This window comes from Mycobacterium sp. C31M, from assembly GCF_053345865.1.
Genome location: NZ_JBKFAX010000006.1, coordinates 223,071 through 238,085, shown reverse-complemented (window position 1 = coordinate 238,085; position 15,015 = coordinate 223,071). Strand labels below are relative to the sequence as shown.

The following is a 15,015-nucleotide window of genomic DNA, read 5'->3' as shown; positions in this document are numbered from 1 at the left end:
GCTACGATGAGGCGTCTCCCTGCCCGGGGCTGCCGGCGGACGCCATCCGGAGCCGAAGACTCTTGGGCCGCATATCCGTCCAGTTCTCCTCGACGTAGTCCAGGCAGGCCTGCCTGCCTGCCTGCCCGTCGGAGCCGAAGGCGACCGACCAGCCGCCGGGAACCGGCTTGAAGGTCGGCCACAGCGAATGTTGCTCCTCGTCGTTGACGAGGACGAAGAAGGTGGCTGTCTCATCATCAAAAGGATTGCCCGACACAAAAACTCCTCAGCGGTGACGTGGCGTCCGGCGCACCCCCAGCGCGCCCGCCCGAACCATTCGACACTACCAAAGGTTAGGCTGCCCAATGCAAGCCACCTACGAAGGGGAGTCATGCGGGTAGCAATGTTCGGGTACCAGACCTGGGGACACAAGACCCTGGAGGCCCTCATCAAGTCATCACACGATGTCGTTCTTGCGGTCACACACCCACCGAGTGATCAACCGTATGAATCAATTTGGTCGGATTCCGTCGAAGAACTGGCTCGTGACAATGGAATCCCTGTTCACCTTGCCCAAAGGCCGGACGGCGCACTGCTGGAACGCGTCCGACAGGCCGAACCGGACATCATGGTGGCCAACAACTGGCGCACCTGGTTACCGCGCGAACTGTTCGACCTGCCGCGGCACGGGACATTGAATCTGCATGATTCGCTGCTGCCGAGGTTCACCGGATTCTCGCCGGTGATCTGGGCAATGATCAGTGGTGCCAACGAAGTTGGGCTGACCGCCCATCGCATGGACGATGAGCTGGACACCGGGGACATCGTACTGCAGCGCGCCATCCCGATCGGCGCACAAGACACCGGGACCGACCTGGTCCGCGCGACCATCGACCTGATTCCCGACGTTCTCATCGAGGCACTGGATCTGATCGAACAGGGCACCGCAACCTGGACAGCCCAGGATCTGGACGAGCGCACCTTCTTCCACAAGCGCTCGGCACGCGACAGCATCATCGACTGGCGTTGGTCGGCAACCGAATTGGACCGCTTCGTGCGGGCGCTCTCGGACCCGTACCCGAATGCGGTCACCTACTACCGCGGGCAGCGGATCCGGGTCATCAAGGCCGCGATCTCGCGCTACCGCTACGGTGGCACGCCCGGCCGGGTGTTCATCGCCGAAGGTGACGGCATGGTGATCGTGGCCGGCGCCGATGCCCATCGCGGGGAGGGGCGCGGCCTGGTGATCCAGCGGGTGCGACTCGACGACGGGACCGAGCTGCCTGCGCTGGAGTTCTTCGGTCGCGGCGGCGGGTATCTGACCGACCAGCCGTGAACGGCGGGTAGCGGGGTTGGAAGTCCAACCCCGCTACCGCACAGCTCTTTTCAGAGTCCTGGTTCAGATTCGCCCGACCAGCTCATGCGCTTGTCGGCGCGCCGCCACCTGCCCGGCCACCGATTCGACGATCTCACCGCAGCGCACCGCGATGTTGGACAGCAGTGACGAACTCAGCCCGTGGGTGTGCTCTGTCCCGCCCTGCAGATAGATCGCACCGGAGAGCTCCCTGGCCACCCGGAGTCGGTAGTCGCGGGTGAGTTCCGGCCGGTCGGTACCGGCGTCATACAGATCGCCGAGAATGTCCGGCAACGGCATCGGCACGAACCCGGTGGCATAAACGACCGCATCGCAGTCCAGCATCTCGACCGTGCGGGTCGGATGATGTTCGATGGCCACCCGCACCCCGGAAGAGCCCTCGACGGCGCTCTGCACCGCCGAGGCGCCACGGAAGAACAGCCGCCGCTTGCCGGCCACCCGCTCGGCGTACTCGCGGGTGTACAGCTCCTCGATCAGTGGCAGATCGACACATGAATAGTTGGTGGCGCGGTGGTAGTCGATCAACCGTTGCCGGACAGTGGTTTCCGCAGAGTAGAAGTCGTCCACCGCGGCGGGATCGAAGACCCGGTTCGCGTAGGGACTGTCATCGGCGGGGCTGTACCCGTACTTGGCGAAGACCCCGTGAATCTCGGCGTCCGGATAGTTGACGTGCAGGTAATCGGTCACCTCGGCAGCGCTCTGACCGGCCCCGACCACCACGAACCGGTTGTTGTCGGTGGACGGCACGTTTCCGATCTTGGACAGCAGCTCGTGGTTGTGGAACTGGCGCGCGGTCTCGGTGACCCCGTCGGGCAACTGCGCCTTCAGCCCACCGGCGAGGACCACGGTGCGCGCCCGTAGGGTTTTCCCGCCGCCGCCGCCAACTCGCTCGACATCGATTGCCAGACAGTCACCCTCATCACGGACCGCCACCGCCCGGGTGCCGTAGTGCACCGTCGCCGCGACCCGATCGGCGGCCCATTCCAGGTAGTCATGGAACTCCAGACGGGTCGGGAAGAATGTCTGGTGGTTGATGAAGTCGTTGAGCCGGCCGCGTTCGGTGACATAGCTCAGGAAGGTGTATCGGCTCTGCACGTTGCGCTGGCTGGCCAGATCCTTGAGGAACGAGATCTGCATGGTGGTGCCAGGTATGAGCATTCCGGTGTGCCAGCCGAATTTCGCCTTCGTCTCCACGAATTCGGCCGTCATCCGGTCGTGTGGTCCACGACCGTCGTTGTATTCCTCGACAGCGATTGCCAGTCCGAGGTTCGACGGGCCGAAACCCACGCCCACGATGTCGAGAATGGTGTCAACACCGTTGCTGTAATTGCCATTTGATGGCAGTGATGACATCAAGCACCCGCCATCTGGTTGATCGCACCGGGTACCGGCTCGGCGGGATCGGAGCCGAGGGCGACGATGCGGTTGTTCTCGTCCACGTGGACGACCCTTGGCGCATGGTCTGAAATGCCGCGCTCGTCAATTGTCCGGAAGGACATGATGATGACCAGATCGCCGGGATTGATCAGATGCGCTGCCGCACCGTTGATTCCGATGACTCCAGAGCCGGCCTTGCCGGTGATCGCATAGGTGGTCAGACGTGCCCCGTTGGTGATGTCGACGACGTCGACCTGCTCCCCTTCCAGGATGTCGGCGGCTCGCATCAGATCGTGATCGATGGTGATCGAACCGACGTAGTGCAGGTCAGCTTGGGTGACGGTGGCGCGATGCACCTTGCCCCCCAACATGGTTCGGAACATAAGTCCCTCCAGCGCTTGTTAAGTTGATTCCCCACAGACTGCAAATTCAGTTGCGGAGCGTAGGTTAACCTAACCTCATGACGCCCACAAACGTACGTTTCACGGTTCGCAGGACTTTCACAGCTTTGGCCGCAACAACTTTCAGCGCAATGCTTATTGCCGGCTGCGGTGCATCCACCCCGAATGCCGCCGAAACAGCCCCCACCAGCGCCGGAACAAATGAATCCATTGTCATTGCACACAAATTCGGCGAAACGAAACTCACAGCAAACCCACAGCGAGTGGTGACCGTCGGCTGGAACGACCAGGACGATGTGTTGGCACTCGGCGTGATTCCGGTGGGTACCCGGAGCTTCTTCGACAATTACAACGACTTTCCCTGGGTGAAAGAAGCCACCGACGGCCAAGGCGTTCCGGTCATTCCCGGCGACGAAATCAACTACGAGGCCATCGCGAAGGCAAAGCCGGACGTCATCTTCGCGATATACGAGACCATCGACAAGAAGACTTACGACCAGTTGTCGCAAATTGCCCCGACCGTCATTCAGTCCGACGAATATCCGGACGAGGAAACACCCTGGAATGTACAGCTTCTGACGATCGGCAAGGCCCTGGGCAAGGAACAGCAGGCAAGGGAGTTGGTCGACGAGGTGAATTCAAAAATCACGGAGACCAAAACTGCGCATCCCGAGTTCGCCGACAAGACGCTGGTCGCCGACTACACCTCCGAGGTGAACGCGCAGTACCTGTTGGGCGAGGGTGACCCGCGCCGTCAGTTGTTCGACGCGCTGGGGTTCAACGCGCAACCCGACACCGGTGACATCTCCGACGAGAAGCTGTCGCTGCTGGAGGGTGACGTGTTGTTCGTCAACGGACTGACCAAACAGCAGTTGGCGGGATCGCCGGCCTTCACCCGACTCGACGTCGTGCGCGACGACCGCACCCTCTACGCGGGTTCGGACTCCACGCTCAGCGGTGCCCTGACCTACAGCGGACCCGATGCCCTGTTGTACGCACTGGAGGTGCTCACCCCGCAGTTGAGCAACGCGCTCACCGGCAAGCCGGTCGCCGACCTGTCGGAGTCCTGACCGCCCTGCGGTCAGGCGACCCGACCGACGTGGGCGGCGGATTCCCCGATCGTCGCCTCGGCATCGCCGATCATGGTGCGCAGCAGCTCCTGCTGTTCGCGATCGCCGCGGGCGGCGTCGGCGTCGGCTCGGTCGGGCACAACCAGGACCGAGACGCTGCGCAGCACGTTGACCGGTAGTCGCAGCACCGGATACCACGGCGGCATATAGGCCGGCAAGCCCAGCGCACGCATCGTCCGCGGCCCGAGGAACGCGCTCGTGACCGACAGATGCTGGGCGCGCGCGAGCCGTCGGCGTAGGCCGGCGAAGCTTCGGTAATGCCAGGCCAGCGGGTCCTGCGCCATCGGCATGGCCAGTGCCTTGGTGGATTCGTCGGGTTCGGACAGTGCGGTCAGCGTGTGGTAGAGCACCCGGATACCGTCGCGGTAATCGCGCGGCAACCACTCGTCGTCCACGCCGATCAGCCAGCCGACATAACGGGTCAGGTGCGCGATCGCGTCGTAGTCCCTGGGCGACAACAGGATTCCCATGCCCAGCCCGCAGGCCGACGGTGCAACCAGGGCGCCGACCAGGGTGGCGGCCATATCGGTCTGGTTGATCGGCACGCCCCAGTCGTCGCCGCGCCAATCCGGCATGGAAGCCACGTGGCGTCGCACCAGGGCGTGGATCAGGCGCACCCGCAGGGTCGAGCGATAGCCGGCGCCATGTGGGTCCATGCCGTTCTCCGAGATCACGTCCATGGCCCACTGCATGGTTTCGGCGAAGCGCTTGTTGGACCCCTTCTCCAGCGCACCGGTGCGCACCAGGGTCTTGTTGAAACCGGAGAACTGATAGCCGCCCAGCAGCGAGACGTCACGCGCGACGTACATGCCGTCGGCCCCGCCGCGCCGCATCGCGCGCTCACCGCGGCGGATCTTGTCCCAGTCCACCCAGTCCGGCACGGTCTCCACCGCCGCGAAGAACTCGCGCAGTGGCTCCGGCGCGTCCGGCAGCGCGCTGATCCCCTCCGTCAGCGCGCGGTCGAACAACACCCGGGTCTGCGCCATCCCGGTGGCCGCCATCCACTCCACCAGGCAGTCGGCGCGCTCGTCGCCGACCGTCAACCGCTCCCCCAGTCGGCGCCATTGCTCGGTGTCGGGTTCGCGTAGCGCCAACGCAGCGGCGAAGACGCGGATGGCACCGGGCACCGATCCCGGCCGGGCCGGATGACGCGCAGGAACGGCTACAGGCATGGCTGCTCTCCTTTGAGCTCCACTTTGGATAACGAGCGTTGTCCGAATCTAGTCGGCGGGTAGGGTGCTGTCAATGAAGCGCGCGAAGGTGGAGCGGGACTACGGCGGGATCAGCGCCGCCGACCGCTGCGCCGACCGCCGCCGTCGGCTGCTCACCGCCGGTCGCCAACTCTGGGGCGAATCGGGCGTCACCGAGGTCACCGTCCGCGGCGTGTGCAGCCAGGCCGGACTGATCACCCGGTACTTCTACGAACAGTTCGACAACCGCGAGGCGCTGATCTTCGCGGTCGCCGACGACGTCCGTGATCAGTTGCTCGCGGCGATGGTGACCGCCGGGGTCGGCGACCCGGGCTCGCTGACCGACAAGCTGCGATCGGCCCTGACGGCATTCCTGGAGATCATCGCGGCCGATCCGCATGTGCACCGGATTTCCACCGGCGATGTCAGCAATGTTCCCGGGCTCGGGCAGCACCGCGCCGGGATCCTGGATCTGATCACCGAGGAGATCACCCGCCGCGCGCCCGATGTGCTCGGTGAGCAAACCCCGGGCACCACCGAACTGCGCCGCGGTGCGCTGTTCATCGTGGGCGGGGTCAATCAGCTGATCGAGGACTGGCTGCGCGACCCGGTACTGGCCCCCGCCGAGTTGGCCGGGATCGCCGCCGAGATGTGCGTGGCCTACTTCCGCGGTCTGGCGGGCTCCCCTCCTCGTGATTTCGGAGCGGTCACGTACTCTCAGCGTACGAAAGCGCGCCGAAATCACAACTAGCGCGCGACGGGCCAGTTCCACACGGACATTTCACCGCGCGGGTAGTTCATGCAGACCGCGGCCGCCTTGGCCACCACACCCTTGTTGTTGAAGAACACCTTGGCCCAGTTCCCCCACCGGGTGGCCACCTGCTCGTAGTAGATGTTGGTGGCGGTGTCCTCGGAGTACTGGCGCCGGCCCGCGGCGTCCAGTGAGTAGAACCAGTGGATGCGGTCGACGGCCATCTGCTGCACGTCGGGCGGACGGTTGCTCTTGTCGAGCATGTAGCGCTCGAAGTAGATCGGGCTGGTGTCCCGGGCTGCGGCCAGATATTGCTCTGCGTCGCATTGGGTTTGGATCTGCTTGCTCGGGATCGGATATTCGTCGGTGGCGTCGGCATGCGCCGGCGCGGCCCCCAACGCGGCCATTGCCGCGGCCACCGTCACGGCTCGCACGAGAAGATTCACTGTACCGCCTCCAATTTGTCCAGATGCACCGGGCAATACATTCGCAGCGCCGTGCCGAGGAACTGCCACACCTGTTCGGTACTGCTTGTGCGGGCCAAGTTCATCTTCAGGAACTCCGCGGAATCTGTTGCGGCCGGGTCGACTCCGGTGTCCATTCGCTTGCAGGTGATCTTGGCCATCCAGGCGTTGTAGTCCCGTTGGCCGTAGATCCCGAACCCGTGTAACTCACGAGCGAAATCGGTGTCCCGGTCGGCGGCGGCAATCCCGGTACCGAGTGGCAGCACCATCACTGCCGCCGCGGCAATTCCGAACAGAATCCTTCTCATGACAGCACCTCCTGCGGTTCACGCTGCAGCGGTTTGGGCCACGGCTTGGGCTTGGGGCGCGGGCGCACCTGCAACGGCCACCAGAACCACCGCCCCATCATCGCCGCGATCGACGGTGTCATCAGCGAGCGGACGATCAGAGTGTCGAACAGCAGACCCAGACCGATCGTGGAGCCCACCTGACCGATCACGATCATGTCGGACACGAGCATGCCGATCATGGTGAAAGCGAACACGAATCCTGCTGCAGTGACCACGGATCCGGTACCGGCCATGGACCGAATGATCCCGGTGTTGATACCGGCGTGCACTTCTTCCTTCATGCGTGACACCAGTAGCAGGTTGTAGTCGGCGCCGACGGCGAGCAGCACGATCACCGACATCGGTAGCACCATCCAGCCCAGTGGGATGCCGACGATGTGCTGCCACACCAACACCGAGAGTCCGAATGCGGAGCCGAGGCTGAGCACGACGGTGCCGACGATGACGGCGGCCGCCGCGATGGCCCGGGTCAGGATCACCATGATCAGGAAAATCAGGATCAGCGAGGCGACCGCGGCGATCAGCAGGTCGTAATCGGCACCCTGCTGCATGTCCTTGTACATCGCCGCACTACCGCCGACGAAGATCGTCGACCCCTCCAGCGGGGTGCCCTTGATGGAGTCGGCCACCGCGATCCGCATCGGATCGATGCGCTCGGTGCCCGCCTCGGTCAACGGGTCGCCCTGGTGGAAGACGGTGAACCGCACCGCTTTTCCGTCCGGCGACATCATCAGCTTCATACCGCGCTGGAAGTCGGCGGTCTCGAAGGCCTCCGGCGGCAGGTAGAACGTGTCGTCGTTGCGGGCGGTGTCGAACGCCTCCCCCATCGCCGTGTTGTCCTCCAGGTTGGCCATGTTCTGGTCCTGCTGCATCTTCTGCGCCTGGTACTGGTTCAGCATGATCTGCTTCTGGTTCTTCATCGTCTGGATCATCGCCGGCATGACGGCCGCCATCTGCGGTGTCAGCTGCGCCATCCGTTCGATATCGGGGACCAGTTCGGTGAAATCGTCACTCATCGTGCTGATGCCGTCCAGGCTGTCGAACACCGATCGCATCGACCAGCACATCGGGATGTTGAAGCAGTGCGGTTCCCAGTAGAAGTAGTTGCGCAACGGCCGGAACTGATCATCGAAGTCCGCCAGGTGATCTCGGACATCGTTGAGGTTGGCCGAGGTGTCGTTCATCTTGTCGGCCATCCGGCGGGTCACATCGGCAAGTTCCAGGGTGATGCGCTGCATGGTCTCCATCGAGTCGATGGTCACCTGCATCTCGTTGGCCTGGGCCAGCGTGTTCTCCAACACGGTCTGCTGGAAATCGTTGTTCATGATCTGGCCGGTACCGCTCTGTCCGACGGTGTAGGCCAGGGTGGAGTGCTTGATCGGTTTACCGTCGGGACGGGTGATCGTGGTGACCGAGGCGATACCGTTCACCTTGACCAGCGCCTTGGCTATTTTGTCGATCACCAGGAAGTCCGCCGGATTACGCAGATCATGATCGGCCTCGACCATGACCAGGTCGGGGTTCATCTTGGCGTCCGAGAAGTGCCGGTCCGCCGCGGCGTAGCCGACGTTGGCGGGCACATCGTCGGGCAGATAGATCCGGTCGTTGTAGGTGGTGTGGTACCCGGGCAGGGTCAGCAGACCCACCAGGCAGAGCACCATCGCCCCCACCAGGATCGCGCCCGGCCAGCGCACGGTCGCCGTGCCGAGTCGGCGCCAGCCGCGGGCGCGGCCATTGCCCTTGGGCTCCAGCACCTTTCCGAAGCGCGTCACGATCGATATCAGCGCTGGGCCCATCGTCAGGGCCGCAGCCACCACGATCGTCATACCGACCGCCAGCGGGAACCCCATGCTCTGGAAGTACGGCAGCCGGGTGAAGTGCAGACACAGGGTGGCACCGGCGATCGTCATGCCCGAGGCGAGCACCACATGCGCGGTGCCGTGGAACATGTCGTAGTAGGCGTCCTCTTTGTCCAGACCTGACCGCCGGGCCTCCTGATAACGGCCGATCAGGAAGATCGCATAGTCGGTGGCGGCGGCGATCGCCAGCGTCACCACCATGCTTGTCGCGAACGTTGTCAACCCGAACACCTCGTAGAAACCGAGGAAGGACACGATGCCGCGGGCCGACAGCAGGCCGACGAAGACCATCGACATGATCACCAGCGTCGTGACGAACGACCGGTAGATGATCAGCAGCATCACGATGATGATGCCGATCGTCACGCCCTCAATGGTTTTCATGCTGGCGTCACCGACGATGTTCTGGTCGGTGGTCAGCGCGGCGGGCCCGGTGACATAGGCCGCGACACCCGGCGGGGCCTCGGTGCTGTCCACAAGATCGCGCACCGTCTGCACCGACTCGTTGGCCAGCGCCTCGCCCTGGTCGCCGGCGATGTACACCTGCACATAGGCGGCCTTGCCGTCGATACTCTGCGCGCCGGCCGCGGTGAGGGTGTCGCCCCAGAAATCCTGCACGTGCTGAACATGTGTGGTTTCGGCCTCGAGCTTTTGCACGATCTCGTCGTAGAAGGTGTGCGCCTCGGGACCCAGTGGTTCGTCACCTTCGAGCACGATCATCACCGAGCTGGAGGTGTCGTACTCCTCGAACTTCTCGCCGACATGCTTGGTGGCGATCAGTGCGGGCGCATCGTTGGGGCTCATCGAGACCGCACGCAACTTGCCGACCTCTTCGAGCTGCGGGACGACGGTGTTCAGGATCGCGACAATGGCGATCCAGATGAGCACGATCGGCACCGCGAAGGCCCGGATGAAGCGGGGCAGCTTGGGCCGGGCCGCGTGCCGTGCGGGCGGAATCGGGCCGGTGGGCGCGTCATCTGTGGTGATGGTCATGCGGCCTTCACCAGGCAGTAGGTGGCGGCGTTCATACCTTCAGCCGTCCTTTCGTCTTTCACCTCGTCGTCGACGGTGACGCGGCAGCTGATGGAGGAACCGTCGCCCTGGGCCATGACATTCGGCATCACCGAAGGCAGCGTCGTCTCCAGAGTCAAGGTCCAGGGCAGGCTGACTTCGCCGGTGCGCTGGGGCTTTCCGTCCAGATCCGCGTAGTTGATCCGCGCGTAGGAGCCGGTGCCGAAGATCTCGTAGGTGACGACCTTGGGATTGAAGTTGTCGGCAGTATCGGCGTCGATCGGGGTGACGACCGCGCCGTCGGAGCCGAACACCGAACGCAGCTGCGAGACCGTCAGACCGCCGATGGCAATGGCGAAAACGACCAGAACGGGTAGCCAGACCCGCTTGATGACGTTCAACGTCCGACCCGCCGTGCACCGGAACCGCTGCGGTCCAACAGGTTCACCGATTCTGAGATTCGCACGACAAATCAAACCCTTCCCTCAGGTGACACCGCGCAACAACGGGCGGCAGGCGATCCTGAGAAAATCTAAGACTAAAAGTGGATAGAGTCAATCCGTTTGTGGCGAACGGTAAGCCTCGTCACTAAAGTGGGCCCCGTGATTGACAAACCATGCCGCGGCCTGCGCAAGGACGCCGAGCGCAACAGACAGCGTGTGCTGCAGGCCGCGCGGGAGCTGTTCGCCGCCAAGGGCATGGAGGCCACCCTCAACGATGTGGCCCACCACGCCGGCGTCGGCGTCGGCACCGTGTACCGCCGCTTCGCCACCAAGGAGGACCTCGTCGAGGCGATCTTCGAGGACGGTATCGCCGAGGTCGTCGCGCTCGCGGAAAAGGCGCTGCAGTACGAGAATTCGTGGGACGGGTTCGTCTGGTTCGTCGAGCGTCAGTGCGAGCTCGCCGCCACCGACCGCGGCCTGCGCGAGATGATCTACAGCCGGGCCTATGGTGGCGATCGCGTGGACAGCGCCCGCGAGCAACTCGTCCCGCTGGTCTATCGGTTGGTCGAGCGGGCCCGCCGCGACGGCCATCTGCGCCCCGATATCCAGCATCCGGACACCCCGGTCATCGGCTTGCTAGCCGGGACCGTCAGCGAATGGGCCGGGCACGTCGAACCCGAGCTGTGGCGCCGTTACGTCGCGCTGCTGCTCGAGGGCATGCGCAACCGCTCGGACATCAAGCCGCTCGGGGTGGAACCGCTCAACGAGGGCCAGATGCACGAGGCCATGCACGGCTGGGATCCGGCGAGCTGAGTCGGCCGGAGCACGATATGACCGTCAACGTGAACATCCACGAGGCGAAGACACATCTGTCGCGGCTGCTCGAACGGGTGGCCGCCGGCGAGCGGGTCATGATCTCCAAGGCCGGAAAGCCCGTCGCAGACCTGGTCCCCCACCGGTCCGTCGACGTTGCATTCGGTGGGCTGCGGGGTCAACTCACTCTGGCTGCTTGACGACAGCCCTCGCCTGGGCGCGTCTGCGCGGCAGGCCATCGGTGCGGCGCATGGTGTGCACGTCTCGGCCGCGACCGTGTGGGAACTGACCATCAACCAAGCTCGGCAAACGCGACGTGCCCAGCGGACTGCCCGCACTGCTGGTCGAACAAGGATTGCTTTTGCTCGACGTCACCGCCGAAGACGCCGAAGCGATCCGCGACTACCCGGAACTTGTACGGCACGACCCGTTCGATCGGCTGCTGGTGGCCCAGGCCGACCGGGCCGGTCTGCGCCTGCTCACCGCCGACCGGGTGCTGCTCGGACTCGGTCGAGACTTCATCCTCGACGCCACCGAGTGACGGCCCGGCTCGTCGGGTGTAAATCCTCGGCGGTTCAGATCTGATCGCTCATGCCCAGGCGCGTCCCATGATCTCCTGGTCACCGAGATCGGAATGTGGCGTCTGGATCTACCTCGGTACAGCCTCGCGAGCGCCGGTCCCGCGGAACTGAAGTCACGTCGCGCAATGAAAAGGGCCCCAGGCTCAAGGCCTGGGACCCTCTCAAACGTGGAGCTAAGGGGATTCGAACCCCTGACCCCCACACTGCCAGTGTGGTGCGCTACCAACTGCGCCATAGCCCCGTTTGTTGTGCTGTAGAAACGTACACCACTGCCCTACGCAGGTTCAAAACGGCTGGTCAGGGCACCTCTCCACCGGCCTCCGGGCCCAGCGGACGGGCCGGGGTGTGCTCCGCGGGCGGCCGTCCGCGGGTCTCCGGGGCGAAAATCCAGGCCAACGCGGCGATCAGCAGAATCAACCCGCTGATTACAAAGGCCCAGGAGAATCCGAAGTACTGCGCGATCAACCCGACCAGCAGTGACCCGCCGATCGAACCCACATCGGCCATCATCTGGAACGTCGCCACCGCGGTGCCGCCACGCGCCTTGCTGCCCACGATGTCGGCGACCGCGGCCTGCTGCGGTGAGACGAAGATCCCGGTGGCGGCGCCGGCCACATAGGCCGCCACCATGAACTCCGGCAGCGACGACGTGAACCCCACCAACGCAGTCGACAGTGCCGCCAAGGTCAGCCCGAAGATCAGCAGCTTGCGCCGCCCCAGCTTGTCCGACAGATACCCGCTCGGGATGACGACCGAGATGTTGCCGACCGCGAAGGCGGTCAGCGCCAGCCCGGCCACCGCCGGACTCCGCCCGAGCACCTCCACGATGAACAGCGGGACCAACGCGATACGCAGGCCAAACGAGGCCCAACCGGTCGCAAAATTGGACAGCAGGGCCGCCTTGTACGCGCGGTGGGCGAAGACCACCCGGAACGGCACCGGCGGACCGTCGTCCTCGCCGGGTCCGGTGACGACGGTCGAATGCCGCAGGCTGACGAACACCACCGTCGCGGCCACCAGCAGCGCGGCACCATAGATCAGGAACGGCGCCGACAACCCGAACCCCGCGGTCAGCGCACCCAGGATCGGTCCGCCCACCGACCCGATCATGAATCCCGACGAGAACAGCCCGGCCACCCGGCCCCGCGCATCGGCGGGCGAGATGCGGATCATCAGCGCCAGCGAGGACACCGTGAACATGGCCGAGCCGACACCGCCGAGCGACCGGAACAGCAGCAACTGCCAGTAGGTTTCGGCGAGCGCGCACGCGGCCGTCGACAACGCGACGATGATCAGGCCGCTGATGTAGATCCGTCGTTCACCCCAGCGCTGGACCAGGATACCCGCCGGGGCCGCACCGGCCAGCCGCATGATGGCAAACGCGGTGATGACGAATGTAGCCGCCGCGATGCTGACGCCGAAGTGCCGGGCGTACTGCGGCAGGACCGGCGCCACCACCCCGAAGCCGAGCGCCACCACGAAGTTTGCCGCGACCAGGACCCAGACCTCACGGGGCAGGCGCGGTTTTGTCGTGGACGGACAGTCGTCCTCCGTACGAGAGCTCACCCGATGACTGTATTGACCACCGATTTGGCGGCCTCCTGCACCTCCGCCAGATGCTCCGGACCCAGATAAGATTCGGCGTAGATCTTGTAGACGTCCTCGGTGCCCGACGGTCGCGCGGCGAACCACGCGTTCTCGGTGGTCACCTTCAGCCCGCCCAGGCCCGCGCCGTTACCGGGTGCCGTGGTCAGTTTGGCGGTGATGGGTTCACCGGCCAGCTCGGTCGCGATGACCTGCTCGGCCGACAGCTTGGCCAGCCGCGCCTTCTGCTCACGGTCGGCGGGCGCGTCGATGCGAGCGTAGGTGGGCGCGCCGTACCGTTCGGCCAGTTCGGCGTAGCGCTGCGACGGCGTCTTACCGGTGACGGCCAGGATCTCCGAGGCCAACAACGCCAGGATGATGCCGTCCTTGTCGGTGGTCCAGGTCGACCCGTCGGTGCGCAGGAACGACGCACCCGCGCTCTCCTCCCCGCCGAAACCGATTGTCCCGGTGACCAATCCGTCGACGAACCACTTGAAGCCGACGGGCACCTCGATGAGCTTGCGGCGCAGCCCGCCGACCACCCGGTCGATGATCGAACTGCTGACCGCGGTCTTGCCGACGGCGGTGTCCGGCGACCAGCCCGACCGGTGCGCGTAGAGGTAGTCGATGGCCACGGCCAGGTAGTGGTTGGGGTTCAGCAGCCCGCCGTCGGGGGTGACGATGCCGTGCCGGTCGGAGTCGGCATCGTTACCGGTGGCGATCTGATACTTGTCCCGATTCGCGATCAGGCCGGCCATTGCGTTCGGCGAGCTGCAGTCCATCCGGATCTTGCCGTCGGTGTCCAGCGTCATGAACCGCCACGTCGCATCGACCAGTGGGTTCACCACCGTCAGGTCCAGCTTGTGGGTTTCGGCGATGGCGGCCCAGTAGTCGACGCTGGCCCCGCCCAGCGGGTCGGCGCCGATGCGCACCCCCTGCGCGCGGATGGCATGCAGGTCGACCACGTTGGGCAGATCCGCGACGTAGGCGTTGAGGTAGTCGTGGCGCTCGGCGACCTCCAGCGCCCGCGACAACGGGACCCGCTTCACCGCCCGGATGCCTTCGCGCAGAATCTCGTTGGCACGCTTGGCGATCACGCTGGTGGCGTCGCTGTCGGCCGGTCCCCCGTTGGGTGGGTTGTACTTGAAGCCGCCGTCGCGTGGCGGGTTGTGGGACGGGGTGACGACGATGCCGTCGGCCAGGTCTGTGTCGCGGCCGCGGTTGAAGGTCAGGATGGCGTGGCTGACGGCCGGGGTCGGGGTGTAGCGGTCGGCGGCGTCGATCATCGCGACGACATCGTTGGCGGCCAGCACCTCCAGCGCCGACACCCAGGCGGGTTCGCTCAGCGCGTGGGTGTCGCGGCCGATGAACAGCGGGCCGGTGGTGCCTTGGGCGGCACGGTACTCGACGATGGCCTGCGTGGTGGCCAGGATGTGTGCCTCGTTGAACGCGCCGTCCAACGCCGAACCGCGGTGCCCGGAGGTCCCGAACACCACCTGCTGGGCGACATCATCGGGGTCGGGCTGCACCGTGTAATACGCGGTGACCAGATGCGCGAGGTCGACGAGATCTTCGGGCTGAGCCGGCTGACCGGCACGCGGATTGGCCACCATGACCTCCATCCTTGCCTACCCGCGGGGCGCGTGTCTCGTTGTAGCCGCAAGCCCGTCACAAGTTCTCCGCAAGTGGACATCGTCAAGGTCGGTG

General features: G+C 64.9%; 16 protein-coding genes and 1 tRNA gene. 6 read left to right on the top strand and 11 right to left on the bottom strand.

The window, feature by feature from the left end; genetic code table 11:
* Position 1: 1 nt before the first annotated feature.
* Positions 2–256, bottom strand: coding sequence for an MbtH family protein (locus tag ACLBYA_RS11995; protein ID WP_447709619.1), 255 nt, complete (start codon positions 254–256; stop codon positions 2–4).
* A gap of 114 nt (positions 257–370) precedes the next feature.
* On the opposite strand from ACLBYA_RS11995, the gene ACLBYA_RS11990 reads away from it, so the two are divergent.
* Positions 371–1,315, top strand: a complete 945-nt coding sequence (locus tag ACLBYA_RS11990) for a methionyl-tRNA formyltransferase (RefSeq protein WP_447709618.1) — start codon at positions 371–373, stop codon at positions 1,313–1,315.
* 63 nt (positions 1,316–1,378) lie between these two features.
* On the opposite strand, the gene ACLBYA_RS11985 is transcribed toward ACLBYA_RS11990, so the two are convergent.
* Positions 1,379–2,707, bottom strand: coding sequence for a lysine N(6)-hydroxylase/L-ornithine N(5)-oxygenase family protein (locus tag ACLBYA_RS11985; RefSeq protein WP_447709617.1), 1,329 nt, complete (start codon positions 2,705–2,707; stop codon positions 1,379–1,381).
* Positions 2,707–3,114, bottom strand: a complete 408-nt coding sequence (gene panD / locus ACLBYA_RS11980) for an aspartate 1-decarboxylase (RefSeq protein WP_447709616.1) — start codon at positions 3,112–3,114, stop codon at positions 2,707–2,709. The genes ACLBYA_RS11985 and panD overlap by 1 nt, the downstream gene beginning before the upstream one ends.
* Positions 3,115–3,398: 284 nt before the next feature.
* Here panD and ACLBYA_RS11975 point away from each other — a divergent pair, with 284 nt between their 5' ends.
* Positions 3,399–4,202, top strand: coding sequence for an ABC transporter substrate-binding protein (locus ACLBYA_RS11975; protein ID WP_447709615.1), 804 nt, complete (start codon positions 3,399–3,401; stop codon positions 4,200–4,202).
* An 11-nt stretch (positions 4,203–4,213) separates the two neighbouring features.
* Here the strand turns inward: ACLBYA_RS11975 and ACLBYA_RS11970 are convergent, their stop codons facing one another.
* A complete protein-coding gene (locus tag ACLBYA_RS11970) occupies positions 4,214–5,434 on the bottom strand; it encodes an oxygenase MpaB family protein (protein WP_447709614.1) in 1,221 nt (406 codons plus the stop codon).
* 73 nt (positions 5,435–5,507) lie between these two features.
* On the opposite strand from ACLBYA_RS11970, the gene ACLBYA_RS11965 reads away from it, so the two are divergent.
* Complete coding sequence (locus ACLBYA_RS11965) at positions 5,508–6,203, top strand: TetR/AcrR family transcriptional regulator (RefSeq protein WP_447709613.1); 696 nt, start codon at positions 5,508–5,510, stop codon at positions 6,201–6,203.
* On the opposite strand, the gene ACLBYA_RS11960 is transcribed toward ACLBYA_RS11965, so the two are convergent.
* From ACLBYA_RS11960 to ACLBYA_RS11945, 4 genes are read right to left on the bottom strand one after another with little or no spacing between them, the layout of a single operon-like run.
* Positions 6,200–6,610 (bottom strand): DUF5078 domain-containing protein, encoded by a 411-nt coding sequence (locus ACLBYA_RS11960; protein WP_447709662.1) that lies wholly within the window; start codon positions 6,608–6,610, stop codon positions 6,200–6,202. The genes ACLBYA_RS11965 and ACLBYA_RS11960 overlap by 4 nt on opposite strands.
* 35 nt (positions 6,611–6,645) lie before the next feature.
* Entirely contained in the window at positions 6,646–6,975 is a 330-nt protein-coding gene (locus ACLBYA_RS11955) for a DUF732 domain-containing protein (protein WP_447709612.1), read from the bottom strand.
* Positions 6,972–9,869, bottom strand: coding sequence for an MMPL/RND family transporter (locus tag ACLBYA_RS11950; RefSeq protein WP_447709611.1), 2,898 nt, complete (start codon positions 9,867–9,869; stop codon positions 6,972–6,974). Before ACLBYA_RS11950 ends, ACLBYA_RS11955 begins: the two co-directional genes overlap by 4 nt.
* Entirely contained in the window at positions 9,866–10,288 is a 423-nt protein-coding gene (locus ACLBYA_RS11945) for an MmpS family transport accessory protein (protein ID WP_447709610.1), read from the bottom strand. The genes ACLBYA_RS11950 and ACLBYA_RS11945 overlap by 4 nt, the downstream gene beginning before the upstream one ends.
* Positions 10,289–10,489: 201 nt before the next feature.
* On the opposite strand from ACLBYA_RS11945, the gene ACLBYA_RS11940 reads away from it, so the two are divergent.
* The 3 genes from ACLBYA_RS11940 (at position 10,490) to ACLBYA_RS11930 (ending at position 11,684) form a co-directional block, all read left to right on the top strand.
* A complete protein-coding gene (locus ACLBYA_RS11940; RefSeq protein ID WP_447709609.1) occupies positions 10,490–11,143 on the top strand; it encodes a TetR/AcrR family transcriptional regulator in 654 nt (217 codons plus the stop codon).
* A 17-nt stretch (positions 11,144–11,160) separates the two neighbouring features.
* Entirely contained in the window at positions 11,161–11,343 is a 183-nt protein-coding gene (locus ACLBYA_RS11935; RefSeq protein WP_447709608.1) for a type II toxin-antitoxin system Phd/YefM family antitoxin, read from the top strand.
* Between the two features lie 116 nt (positions 11,344–11,459).
* A complete protein-coding gene (locus ACLBYA_RS11930) occupies positions 11,460–11,684 on the top strand; it encodes a PIN domain-containing protein (protein ID WP_447709607.1) in 225 nt (74 codons plus the stop codon).
* A 208-nt stretch (positions 11,685–11,892) separates the two neighbouring features.
* On the opposite strand, the gene ACLBYA_RS11925 is transcribed toward ACLBYA_RS11930, so the two are convergent.
* From ACLBYA_RS11925 to pgm, 3 genes are all read right to left on the bottom strand, one after another.
* Positions 11,893–11,965, bottom strand: a tRNA-Ala gene (locus ACLBYA_RS11925).
* A gap of 56 nt (positions 11,966–12,021) precedes the next feature.
* Positions 12,022–13,290, bottom strand: coding sequence for an MFS transporter (locus ACLBYA_RS11920; protein WP_447709606.1), 1,269 nt, complete (start codon positions 13,288–13,290; stop codon positions 12,022–12,024).
* A complete protein-coding gene (pgm, locus tag ACLBYA_RS11915; protein ID WP_447709605.1) occupies positions 13,287–14,921 on the bottom strand; it encodes a phosphoglucomutase (alpha-D-glucose-1,6-bisphosphate-dependent) in 1,635 nt (544 codons plus the stop codon). Before pgm ends, ACLBYA_RS11920 begins: the two co-directional genes overlap by 4 nt.
* Positions 14,922–15,015: the final 94 nt, after the last annotated feature.

What these genes read in the sequence shown, in the direction of transcription:
- ACLBYA_RS11960 (WP_447709662.1), bottom strand. Translation starts at nt 6,610, where the DNA reads ATGGCCGCGTTGGGGGCCGCGCCGGCGCATGCCGACGCCACCGACGAA.
- pgm (WP_447709605.1), bottom strand. Translation starts at nt 14,921, where the DNA reads ATGGTGGCCAATCCGCGTGCCGGTCAGCCGGCTCAGCCCGAAGATCTC.
- ACLBYA_RS11965 (WP_447709613.1), top strand. Translation starts at nt 5,508, where the DNA reads ATGAAGCGCGCGAAGGTGGAGCGGGACTACGGCGGGATCAGCGCCGCC.
- panD (WP_447709616.1), bottom strand. Translation starts at nt 3,114, where the DNA reads ATGTTCCGAACCATGTTGGGGGGCAAGGTGCATCGCGCCACCGTCACC.
- ACLBYA_RS11935 (WP_447709608.1), top strand. Translation starts at nt 11,161, where the DNA reads ATGACCGTCAACGTGAACATCCACGAGGCGAAGACACATCTGTCGCGG.
- ACLBYA_RS11970 (WP_447709614.1), bottom strand. Translation starts at nt 5,434, where the DNA reads ATGCCTGTAGCCGTTCCTGCGCGTCATCCGGCCCGGCCGGGATCGGTG.
- ACLBYA_RS11955 (WP_447709612.1), bottom strand. Translation starts at nt 6,975, where the DNA reads ATGAGAAGGATTCTGTTCGGAATTGCCGCGGCGGCAGTGATGGTGCTG.
- ACLBYA_RS11950 (WP_447709611.1), bottom strand. Translation starts at nt 9,869, where the DNA reads ATGACCATCACCACAGATGACGCGCCCACCGGCCCGATTCCGCCCGCA.
- ACLBYA_RS11990 (WP_447709618.1), top strand. Translation starts at nt 371, where the DNA reads ATGCGGGTAGCAATGTTCGGGTACCAGACCTGGGGACACAAGACCCTG.
- ACLBYA_RS11985 (WP_447709617.1), bottom strand. Translation starts at nt 2,707, where the DNA reads ATGTCATCACTGCCATCAAATGGCAATTACAGCAACGGTGTTGACACC.